11 protein-coding genes are annotated in these 10,401 nt (G+C 63.4%); all 11 read right to left on the bottom strand.

Annotation, left to right across the window (positions count from 1 at the left end):
- Nucleotides 1-2: 2 nt before the first annotated feature.
- From JY500_RS12325 to JY500_RS12275, 11 genes are read right to left on the bottom strand one after another with little or no spacing between them, the layout of a single operon-like run.
- The gene (locus JY500_RS12325; protein ID WP_206252727.1) at nucleotides 3-1,076 is read right to left on the bottom strand and encodes a LuxE/PaaK family acyltransferase; all 1,074 of its coding nucleotides are present in this window, start codon (nucleotides 1,074-1,076) and stop codon (nucleotides 3-5) included.
- Nucleotides 1,069-2,460: an AMP-binding protein gene (locus tag JY500_RS12320; RefSeq protein WP_206252725.1), complete on the bottom strand. Its 1,392-nt coding sequence runs from the start codon at nucleotides 2,458-2,460 to the stop codon at nucleotides 1,069-1,071. Before JY500_RS12320 ends, JY500_RS12325 begins: the two co-directional genes overlap by 8 nt.
- Nucleotides 2,457-3,200 carry an SDR family NAD(P)-dependent oxidoreductase gene (locus tag JY500_RS12315; protein ID WP_206252724.1) on the bottom strand — a complete coding sequence of 248 codons (744 nt, stop codon included), beginning with the start codon at nucleotides 3,198-3,200 and terminating at the stop codon, nucleotides 2,457-2,459. Before JY500_RS12315 ends, JY500_RS12320 begins: the two co-directional genes overlap by 4 nt.
- Entirely contained in the window at nucleotides 3,187-3,765 is a 579-nt protein-coding gene (locus JY500_RS12310) for a D-glycero-alpha-D-manno-heptose-1,7-bisphosphate 7-phosphatase (protein WP_206252722.1), read from the bottom strand. Before JY500_RS12310 ends, JY500_RS12315 begins: the two co-directional genes overlap by 14 nt.
- A complete protein-coding gene (locus JY500_RS12305) occupies nucleotides 3,762-4,493 on the bottom strand; it encodes a nucleotidyltransferase family protein (protein WP_206252720.1) in 732 nt (243 codons plus the stop codon). Before JY500_RS12305 ends, JY500_RS12310 begins: the two co-directional genes overlap by 4 nt.
- On the bottom strand, nucleotides 4,477-5,481 hold the full coding sequence (locus JY500_RS12300; protein ID WP_246479610.1) for a GHMP family kinase ATP-binding protein: 1,005 nt from the start codon (nucleotides 5,479-5,481) through the stop codon (nucleotides 4,477-4,479). The genes JY500_RS12305 and JY500_RS12300 overlap by 17 nt, the downstream gene beginning before the upstream one ends.
- A 10-nt stretch (nucleotides 5,482-5,491) precedes the next feature.
- A complete protein-coding gene (locus JY500_RS12295; RefSeq protein WP_206252719.1) occupies nucleotides 5,492-6,430 on the bottom strand; it encodes a transketolase family protein in 939 nt (312 codons plus the stop codon).
- On the bottom strand, nucleotides 6,427-7,281 hold the full coding sequence (locus tag JY500_RS12290; RefSeq protein ID WP_206252717.1) for a transketolase: 855 nt from the start codon (nucleotides 7,279-7,281) through the stop codon (nucleotides 6,427-6,429). Before JY500_RS12290 ends, JY500_RS12295 begins: the two co-directional genes overlap by 4 nt.
- A 10-nt stretch (nucleotides 7,282-7,291) precedes the next feature.
- Complete coding sequence (locus tag JY500_RS12285; protein WP_206252716.1) at nucleotides 7,292-8,785, bottom strand: B12-binding domain-containing radical SAM protein; 1,494 nt, start codon at nucleotides 8,783-8,785, stop codon at nucleotides 7,292-7,294.
- Nucleotides 8,778-9,353 (bottom strand): NUDIX hydrolase, encoded by a 576-nt coding sequence (locus JY500_RS12280; protein ID WP_206252709.1) that lies wholly within the window; start codon nucleotides 9,351-9,353, stop codon nucleotides 8,778-8,780. Before JY500_RS12280 ends, JY500_RS12285 begins: the two co-directional genes overlap by 8 nt.
- Nucleotides 9,346-10,278, bottom strand: a complete 933-nt coding sequence (locus JY500_RS12275) for an NAD-dependent epimerase/dehydratase family protein (RefSeq protein ID WP_206252701.1) — start codon at nucleotides 10,276-10,278, stop codon at nucleotides 9,346-9,348. The genes JY500_RS12280 and JY500_RS12275 overlap by 8 nt, the downstream gene beginning before the upstream one ends.
- Nucleotides 10,279-10,401: the final 123 nt, after the last annotated feature.

Raw genomic sequence — 10,401 nt, 5'->3', positions numbered from 1 at the left:
TCTCACGCCGGCCGTGTGTCGCTGCAGCCGCGAAGCTCCGCGCGTGGCAGACGGCCGTCCACCCGGAGCGTACGGCCCATCCTGCCGCACGGGCAGTCATCTTCACCGAGAACTGCACCGATATCTTCGGTCAGCAGGCTGTGGCCAGGGTAGCTCCGCGGCAGTTCGCTCAGGAGTTGGATCACCCCGGTCTCGCCCATCGGCATGGGGGAGAGCGTTATCGGGTCGCGCACAATGACTTCGGCGTAGTCCGGCGTATGCAAGCGGCCCGCCTCGCACTCGATGAAGATCGAGCCTACCTGTTCGGCCATACCGTAGTAGTTGTGGACCTGTTGAATGCCGAGCGCATCGGCAACGGCATGTTTGAACTGTGTGTTGTCCACGCGCTGATCCGCAAGCCGCTTCCAGCCGCCACCATGCAGTAGGACGCTTCCTGATGGGAAGGCGAGCCGCTCGCCCCGTGCGCGCAGTGCCTGGACCAGATCACGCCATACAAAAAAGGTAAAGCCGAACACCAGCACGGGTTCGTCGCTGAAGCGCGCGAGAAACGCCTTCACCGCATCGAGATCGAGCGCCAGATCGGGCGCCAGCGCATAAGTGTGATGCCGCCCGAAATTGCCGAAACCCAGCACTGCCGCACCGCGCGCAGACAGCGCTTCGCCGGAACGCAGCAGATCAATCCGGTCCACCACGAGCATTGGGCGGCGTGCGCGGCCCAGCACATCGCTGACGATGCGCGCGAGTGCTTTGGTCTGCGCGGCGGCCGTTTCGCGGTCTAGCAGCACGCGCGATGGCAGGCTCCCGCTCGTGCCCGAGGATCGCAACTCGCGGATGATTTCTTCGTCAGGAACGCTGGCGAGTCGAAGGTGTTTGAAGAGGCCGACGGGAAGCCACGGCATGGCCTCGAGCGTGCTGGCCCCGCGCCAGTTGCCATGCAGCCCCTCGAGCATCCGAGCGTAGGGCACGCAGTGGGTGTAGTGATGAAGGGTGAGCGCCTGAAGGCGGCCGAGCAGGCGCCCGCGCTTGTCCGATTGTCGGGTCGCAAATGGCCCCACCGGCTGTTCGTTGTCAGCCATGGGGGGCGGCCTTCAATCGCTCGCGCAGCGCCGGATAATCGAGTTTGCCAGAGCTGGTACGCGGAAGCACGTCGAGGCTGCAGACACGCAGCCCACTCGGGTGCACGCCGAGCGTGTTGCGCAAAACCTCCAGCACCTCGGCCTCGTGTGCGGGTTGAGTCAGCACCACGCGCAGGGCGTCGTCTTCGTCCAGCGCGGCCGCTGCGCACCCCAACCGCGTTGCAATGAGGGCTTCCACTTCGTCCAGGTTCACGCGATTGCCAAATACTTTGGCGATACGCTTGATCCGCCCTGTCAGCCAATACACCCCGTCCTCGTCCTGCCGGGCGAGGTCGCCGGTGCGCAACACACCATGCAGCGTATCGCCCAGCGCGAGATCGTCGCGAGATTCGGCGTAGCCGAGCATCACGTTCGGGCCGCGATAGAGAAGCTCTCCGTCGTCGGCAATCGAAAGCTCTCCACCGGGAATCGCCTGGCCGATGGCGCCGATCTTCGATGCGAGCAAGTCGGGTGGGAGATAAGCAATCCGAGCGGTTGCCTCGGTTTGTCCGTACATCACGAAGAAACGCCAGCCGTGGGCATCTGCTGCTTGCCTGAAGTGCTCGGTGAGCTCCGGCGACAAGCGGCCGCCGGCTTGTGTCAGTGTTCGCAGCGTTGGCAAGTCCATGCGTTCGATGCGCAGGCGCGCAAGCATCTGCCAGGTAAACGGCACCCCTGCCAGCGAAGTCGCGCCTCCGTCACGGAAGCGGTTCCAGAACGAGCGGGTGGTTACGGCGTCATCAGTTAGCAACAGGGCTGCGCCAACGTGCAAATGGCTGTTTATGACCGAAAGGCCGTACGAGTAGTGCATGGGCAGCGTCGTGATCGGCCGCTCGGCGCTTCCAAGGGCAAGGTATTCAGCGATCGACGCGGCGTTCGCGGCGAGGTTTGCGTAACTCAGGCGCACCATCCGCGGGCTGCCGGTGGTGCCCGAGGTTGAGAGTAGCAGCGCCAGATCGATATGGATCGGGCGAGCGTCACTGTCGCAAAGCACTACGCGCTTGCCCTGCCAACTGCTGCCGACACGTTCGCGCAGACGCTCTTCCGGGCCGAGCAGCCAGTCGGGGCGATAGCGCTCCAGCAATGCGTCGAGCGCTCCGTCGGCGATCGTTTCGGGCAGCAGTGCCAGGCAGTCGCCCGCGCGCAGCGCGGCGAGATAGGCGACCACGCTTTGAACATCATTCCTGCACAGCAGGAAGCCGAGGCGCTTCTGCTTTCGCTCGCCCAGCACAGCGTTGAACTGATCGCACGCGTTGCGCAGTTCAGCGTAAGTAATCGCGTGTGGCGGGGCGCCGGCTATCAGGGCCGGCGCGTCAGGATCGCCGGCCAGAGACCAGAAGCTCATGCCTGCATGCCGCCGTCGACGCCGAGGATCTGGCCGGTGACGTAGACGGAAAGGTCCGAAGCAAGGAATAGGGCGGCGTCGGCCACTTCGTCAGCGCTTCCGGGGCGTCCCATACCGATGCTGGCGATGACGCGTGTGCGGATCGCCTCGTTGTAATGGGCGGTCATTGCGGTATCAATGAAACCTGGCGCGATTGCGTTCACACGGATGTGTTTCGGTGCGAGTTCCCGCGCGGCGGATTTGGTTGCCCCGATGACGGCAGCCTTGCTTGCTGCGTACAAGGTCTGATTCGCGCCGCCTGCTACGCCGATGATGCTCGTGAGGTTGATGATACTGCCGCTGCCATGGCGCGCCATCAATCGCGCCGCGTACTGCATGTGGTGGATTGTTGCGGCCACGTTAACCTGCAGGGTGTGTTCGATTGCCTCTGCGCTGATCATGCCCAGCGGTGCGTCCTGCATGATGCCGCCTGCGTTGACGAGAATATCCATGCGCTTGTACGTGTTCGCAAAGCCTTTCAGCGCCGCGTTGATCGCATCAGGATCATCGAGGTCATAGGCCAGTGTCGTCAGCGGGGAGAGCCCTTCGGCCCGCAGCGTCTCGATTTGCGCGGCAAGACGCTCGGCATTGCGCGATGCCAGCGCGACGCGTGCGCCCTGCATCATCAGCTTGCGCGCGATGGCGCCGCCGATGCCACCGGTGGCGCCGGTTACGAGTGCGATACGGTCACTCAGATTCAAGCTGGTGTCGGAATGCATGGGGCGACAGGTATTCGATGGCGTCGGAGAGGTGCTCGATCCGAGCACTGGCGTGTGGATCATCTGGCGCACGGTGCAGCGGATCGTACAGCAACCGGCATCCTACGCCTGCGCGTGATCCAGCCTCGGTATCACTTGGTTTGTCTCCGACCAGGACCGAGGCGGCGAGATCGATTTTTAGCTCGTCGCGTGCGCGGAACAACATGCCAGGGGCCGGTTTGCGGTCCGGGGATTCACGACGGTAGGCACCGAGGCCATGCTCCGGATGACAGGGACAGTGATACACGGCAGACAGCGGAGCGCCGGCTTCCGCGAACTGAGTGCGCATCCACTGCATCAACGTATTGAACTGTGCCTCGCTGAAGTAGCCGCGACCGATCCCAGCCTGATTGGTGACGATGACAACGCGGTAGGCACTGGCGTGCGCGGCCCGTGCAAGTTCGAAGATGCCGGGGATAAAGCGGATGTCTTCGGCCCGATGGACATAGCCCGGGTCTTCGTTGATCACGCCGTCGCGATCAAGGAACAGGGCGCCACCGTGACTCATGCGACGTGCGCGAAGAATTTGGCGCCGGCGGCATAGGTTTCCGGCGTCCCGATGTCGATGAAGGGTCGTGACTCACATCGCACGGCAATGCGTCCGTCCGTATAGGCAGGGAACACTTCCCGTTCGAGCGATACCGGCCGGCCGGCGGGTATTGCGGCGATGACTTCATGCTCTAGGAGGTAGATTCCGGCATTGATCCAGCCACAGCCTCCGGTGTCTTGCTTCTCACGGAAAGCGCTGACGTATCGCCCATCCCGATCGAACTCAAGCGCGCCGTAGCGCGAAACGTCTGTGACCTGTACGGCGCTGAGCGTAATGGCGGCGCGAGCGGCACGATGCGTAGCGAGCAGGGCTGCAAGATCAGCATCGACGAATGAGTCCCCGTTCATCACGAGTACCGACGTGCTCTCAAGCAACGGCAGTGCATGCCTTAGTGCGCCGCCGGTGCCAAGCGGTGTCGGTTCGACGGACGAGAGTATCTGGGGGTCACGCTCGCAGCGCCACTGGTCCAAGACCGGCGCAGCGGAGTCGGCGAGATGGCCTAGCGCGAAAACGATCCGCCGAACCCCAGCCCGCCGCAACTGTCGAAAGATCCGTGCGGCAAAGGGCTCGCTCCCTACAGTCGCAAACGCCTTCTGGCGGTCAGCAACGACGCTGCGCAGCCGCGTACCGAGACCACCGGCAAGCACAACCGCATCGATCCCTGAGAGCTCAAGCGAGTTCATCATCGAAGGGTGCGTAGTAGACAATTTGGCTGCCTTGCGTGTCGAAGCGGAAGGGCACGCAGAGCAAGTGCCCGAGTGCTTCGCGGATCGCCGCGTGGCGCTCGGGTTCGGCGATGAACAGCATGAAGCCGCCACCGCCCGCACCCAAGAGTTTGCCGCCCGCCGCCCCGGCCTTGATGCCGGTTTCGTAGATCTGGTCGATGGTATTCGTGCTGATCAGGTGCGACAGCTGTTTCTTTACTTGCCACTGTTCATCCAGCAAGCGACCGAGCTCAGTAATCGGTTGATCCACGTTGACGAGAATCCGCACCGATTCGTCGACGATCTCCCCCATGCGCGACAGCTCGCTCGCCTTCTTCGGCGTGGCCTTGACCTGCTCCGCAGCGATCTCGCTGGCCTGGCGCTGAAGGCCAGTGAAGAACAGCAGCATGTGCTTCTGCAGATCGGCGAGGCGCGATGCCGACAGGATCACCGGTTCGACCATCACTTCCTGCTGGCCGCCGAAGTGGATCAGATTGAGGCCGCCAAAGGCCGCAGCCGTTTGATCCTGCGAACCGACCTGTTCATTCAGGATGTTCTGCTCGATGTGGATCGCCTTGACCGCCAGTTCGCGCTTGGTCGGCATGCTGTGCGTGAGCGCATGCAGGCTGTGCAGCATGCCGACGGTGAAGCTGGAACTCGATCCGAGCCCGGACATCGCGGGCAGATCGCCGTGGTGCACGATGTCGATGCCGCGTTCGACGCCCATGTAGCGCAGGCATTCGCGGATCGCCGGGTGCTTGATGTCGTCGAGGCAATTCACCTCTTCACGCTTGTAGTAGCGGATGCGGTACTTGTAGTCGAAGAAGGGCGGCAGGTAGCGCAGCGTGATGAAGCTGTACTTGTTGATCGAGGTGCTGAGCACCTTGCCGCCGTGCTCGCGGTACCACACCGGGTAGTCGGTGCCGCCACCGAAGAAGGAAATGCGGAGCGGGGTCCGGCAGATGATCATGGCAGTCCCCTCAGGCGAGCGCGGCGTGATGTTGCAGGATGCGATCGAGCACCTGCGCGCGGCCGATGCCGGCAGCGTCGTGGATCTGGTCGCGCGAACCGATTTCGAAGATGTAGCGATCTCCGACGCCCATCGCTTCGAGTCTGCCGCCGGCCATGCGTCGCAGCGTGTTCTCGATGCTGCGATCGAGCACCGCCTCTTGAAGCAGCAGCGTGCGTGGTACGTGCGCAAGCTCGGCTTCCAGCGCTGCGATGTCGACGCAGTTGTAGGCGACGAGATCGATCAGCAGCGGATCGATGCCTTCCGCGCGGAGTTCGGGCAGCAGGCTCCATGCGACATGGCTCATGTAGCCGGTGCTGACGATGGCCAGATCGCGACCGGCGTTCAGCACCCGGAAGCCACGCTCGATCAGCCCATCGTTGCCAGCGTCGCACACCGGCTCGTGCGGCTTGGCGTCGAAGCGCAAGTATTTGATGCCTGGCTTGGCGAGACAGTGCTTTGCAAACAGTGGCGCCTGGGTGTGGTCGCTGAGCGAATACACCGACAGGTTCGGCAGCGCCGACATCACCGCGAGGTCTTCGATGCAGTGATGTGTCGGGCCGGAAACGTCGTAGCTGAAGCCTGCGCCAACACCAACCAGCGTCACGTTCATCGGCCGCAGTTGCGACAGGATCGCGAGGCTCACCCTGATCTGCTCGAAGCAGCGCATCGTGATGAACGGGGCGATCGCATAGCCGATCACTCGGAAGCCCTCGAGCGCGAAACCGGTCGCGAGGTTGATCAGGTTCTGCTCGGCGATGCCGACGTTGACGAAGCGGTCCGGGAACTCGGCGCGGATTGCGTCGATCGCCGGGGCGCCGAAGTCGGCCGACAGCAGCACGATATCGGGCGAAGCCCGCATTTCTTCGAGCACCGTCGCAAGGAAGGTGTCGCGCATCGTGGTCTTCATGGCGCACCTCCATCGCCGAGGATCGCGTCGATCTCCGCGCGGCCGACCCCCATCACATGGGCCAGTGCTGCGCCTTCGAGCGATGCGACGCCCTTGCCCTTGAGCGTATTGGCGATCAGCACTTTCGGCTTGGGCGAATCGGAGGCGAGCAGCGCCTCGAAACCGGCGAGCAGCTGTGCGACGTCGTGGCCGTCTTCGACGGTATGCGTTTGCCAGCCGAAGGCGGCGAACTTGGCATCGAGCGGGTTCAGGTTCACGACGTTGTCGGTGTAGCCGAGCATCTGGCGGCCGTTGCAATCGACCATCGCGATCAGGTTCTTCAGCTGGTGGTGCGCGGCGAACATCACTGCTTCCCACACCGCGCCTTCGTTGAGTTCGCCGTCGCCAAGCAGCACAAAGGTCCGCTGTGGCTTGCCCTTGGTGCGCAGTGCCAGCGCGGTGCCGCTACCCACGCCGAGGCCGTGGCCGAGCGATCCGTTGATCGTCTCGTAGCCGGGGATGATCGGGTCCGGAATGCCGCCGAGGAAGCTGCCCGGTTTGCACACAGTTTCCAGCGCCGCGCGTGGGAAGTAGCCGCAATCGGCGAGGATCGGGTACATGCAGATTGATCCGTGGCCCTTGCTGATAATGATTCGGTCGCGCTCGGCGTGGAGCGGCTCGTCGGGCGTGATTCGGGCGATGCCGCTGTAGTAAAGCACTGTCAGCAACTCGACCGCCGACAGCGAGGATGCGACGCGGGTTTCCGGTGCGCGGCGGTGGATCGCCAGGGTTTGCTCACGCACCCAGCGTGCCTTGTCGGCGAGCAGAAGCGCCCGCGTGGCGGGATCGTGGAATTCGGCTCGAGCGTTCATCTGCATCTCCTCAGGCCGTGGCCGGCGCTTCTTCGAGCAGCTTGCGACGCAGCTTGATCGAGAGCACTTCGTCTAGGTGGTCGAGCACCTGCTGGCCGAACTTTTCTAGCACCATGCTGCGGTAGCGCGACGAGCTGAAATAGGTATTGAAGGCCTCGTCACGGAAGGCGAGGATCTCCGCCGCACTCAGCGCCTTGTTGGCGAGCGGCATGGTGTCCCACGCGTGCTGCGAGTAGGCGCCCCAGTGAGGCGGCAGGGCGATGCCTTCGCGCTTGGCCATGGTGTAGAGCTGCGAGCCGGGGTAGGCCATCGCCGAGTAGAAGTTGGCGAACTCGCAGTTGAGTTCGAGCGCCAGGTCCAGCGTGGCCTGCATCGATTCGTGCGTGTCGTCCGGCAGGCCGAAGATGTAGTTGCCCATCACACGGATGCCGTGGGCCTGGATCTTGCGGACGATGTCGATGATTTCGTCGGAGCCGAAAGACTTCTCGGCGCCGTCGCGCACATGCTCGCTGCCGCTCTCGATGCCCAGGCACAGCCAGTTGAAGCCGGCGGCGCGCAGCTTGCCCAGCATGTCGTCCTTCACTGTGTCGACACGCGCATACGCCCAGATGTTGAGGTCGTAGCCGCGTTCGATCAGCAGGTCGCAGATGCCTTCGACGTGACGGCGGTTGAGCACGAACATCTCGTCGACGAACTTGATGTTCTTCACCCCGTAGGTCTTCACCAGATGGTCGATTTCTGCGACCACGGTCTCGGGGCTCCACATGCGGTAGGCGTTCTTGCCGAAGGGTGCGTTGATGCAGCAGAAGTTGCACTTGAACGGGCAACCGAGGCTGGTGTGGATCGAGGCGTAGGGCGTGCGCTGGTCGATGTGGTCGAAACAGTGCCAGTTGTGTGCCCGGTAGCGCGACATGTCGAGCAGATCCCAGGCGATGCCGGGCATCTCGGTGTCAAGGTCGGCGACCAGCGCTTCGGCCGATTGCGGCGCCATCACCAGCTTGCCGCGCTTCCACCAAAGCGAGGGGATGTCCGAGAAGTCGGTCGTGCCCGCATCGAGCGCGTCGATGGTCTTCAGGATTGTGACCGGGCCTTCCAGACTGCAGACAAAGTCGACCTGCTCTTCACGCATCGTCAGGTCAGGCAGGGCGGCCGGGTGCGTGCCGGTCATCATCACCGGCACCGCCGACTGTGCCTTGATCAGCCGCGCGATCTTGCCGGCCGACGGCATGTTCTGCGTCGAGGCGGAGGGCTGCAGGCCGTACACCACCAGCACCACCAGCTTCGGCGCGTACTGCGCCAGCATGTTCGTGACAGCCTGCTCGGCCGATTCGCGGGTGGCTGGCACATCGTAGATCGCGACGCGCTTGCCTTTCTTGCGCAGGTAGGTCGCAAAGAGGCCGGCGAATACCGGCGGCTCGATCGCGGCGATGGTCTCGCCCAAGCCCTGATAGGTGCCGCGATGATCGCCCGGGTTGATCAGCAGGACGTCGATGGTGTCAGCCATGCTGGCCTCCTTTGTTCAGCGAGTAGCGCAGCCACGCGATGTTGGTGGCTGGGTCTTCGATCTCGCCGCGGGCGAGCATTTCGCGTACCTCGGCTTCGGGCAGCCAGTCGAATCCGGTGTGGCCCATTTCCGGGCCGGCCGCGCCGAAGGCTCCCGGCAGGTGCGCAACGAATAGCGCCACGCGCGCCTGCAGCAGCGCGGCCTCGGGTGTGAAGTAGCCGAGCGGTTCCAGGTGTGCGGCGTCGATGACGATGCCGGTTTCTTCCACCAGTTCGCGCTGCGCGGCGGCGAGTGCCGATTCGCCCTCGTCGATGAATCCGCGCGGGATTTCGTAACCGCTGCGACCGAGCGGGTGACGCCACACCTTCAGCAGGCCTACCTTGCCAACCGCCAGCGGCAGCACGCACACGCCGCCGAGCTGGTCCGCGCCGAGCGCCTTGGGTACCACCGCCAGAAAACTGCCGACCTCCTCCCCGTTGGAGCTGCGGATGTGATCGAAGCAGACGCGGTACACCGTGTTCTGCGCGATCTCCTTGCGAGCGAGGAGGGTGATCGGCGTGTCAGACATTGCCGTACTGCGTGTTCTTCAGCATCTGGTAGCCCTTGATCAGCTCGCGGATGCCGTCGTCGAGTGTGTAGGCGGTGCGGTAACCGGTGGCCTCGACCTTTTCGTTCGAGACGATGTAGTTGCGCTGATCCGGGTCTTTGCCGAGCGGCGCTTCGAGGAAGGTGAAGTCCGGCACCTGCAGTGCGATGCGCTGGCAGAGTTCCAGTTTGGAAATGTTCGCGCTGGAAAGCCCCATGTTGTAGATCTGGCCGCGCATCGTTTCGAAGTTGTCGAAGCCGTGGATGAAGGCACGCACTACATCGCGAACGTGAATGTAGTTGCGCTTGAAGTGGGCTTCGAACAGCACGATGAAGCGGTCGTTGACTGCGCGGTAAGTGAAGTCGTTCACCAGCAGGTCGATGCGCATGCGCGGCGACATGCCGAACACGGTAGCGAGGCGGAAGCTGATCGCATTCGGGTGTTGCAGCAGCATCTGCTCCACCTTCACCTTCTCGATCGCATAGAGCGAGATCGGCTTCAGTGGTGAGTTCTCGTCGCAGTAGTTGTTCTCGTCGCCGGTGCCGTAGGCCGAGTTCGTCGTCGGCATCACGATGCGCTGCTCCTGGCTCACGTGCCGCAGCATCATCTCGATCGCATCGTGGTTGGTGCTCGAAGCGCCGACCGGGTCGCGCGCGCAGAGCGGCGCGCCGACATAGGCGGCGAGCGGGATGATCGCATCGGCCTTGGCGATCAGCGGCTTCATCACGTTCTCGATGCGCACATCACCACGCACCAGGTCGAACTTCGGGTGCGCGCAGACATGGCCGAGGCTGGCCTGCTTGTACATGAAATTGTCGACCACAGTGACTTCGTGGCCAGCCGCCAGCAGTTCGGGGACGAGGACGGAGCCGATGTAGCCGGCGCCGCCGGTGACCAGGATCTTCATGGTGAATCTAAGCCTTTATGCGTTGGGGAAGGTCTGAATAAGCGGCTGCGACGGCGCATCGCTGCGTTACGGCGTGCTCACTCCCGCGCCTATCCATCAGATATGTCTTGGTCGCTGCGCGCG

This window comes from Niveibacterium microcysteis (genome assembly GCF_017161445.1).
In the GTDB taxonomy this organism is placed as follows: Bacteria; Pseudomonadota; Gammaproteobacteria; order Burkholderiales; family Rhodocyclaceae; genus Niveibacterium; species Niveibacterium microcysteis.
Note: the sequence above shows the minus strand (reverse complement) of the source record. Positions and strands in the feature narration are given on the sequence as shown.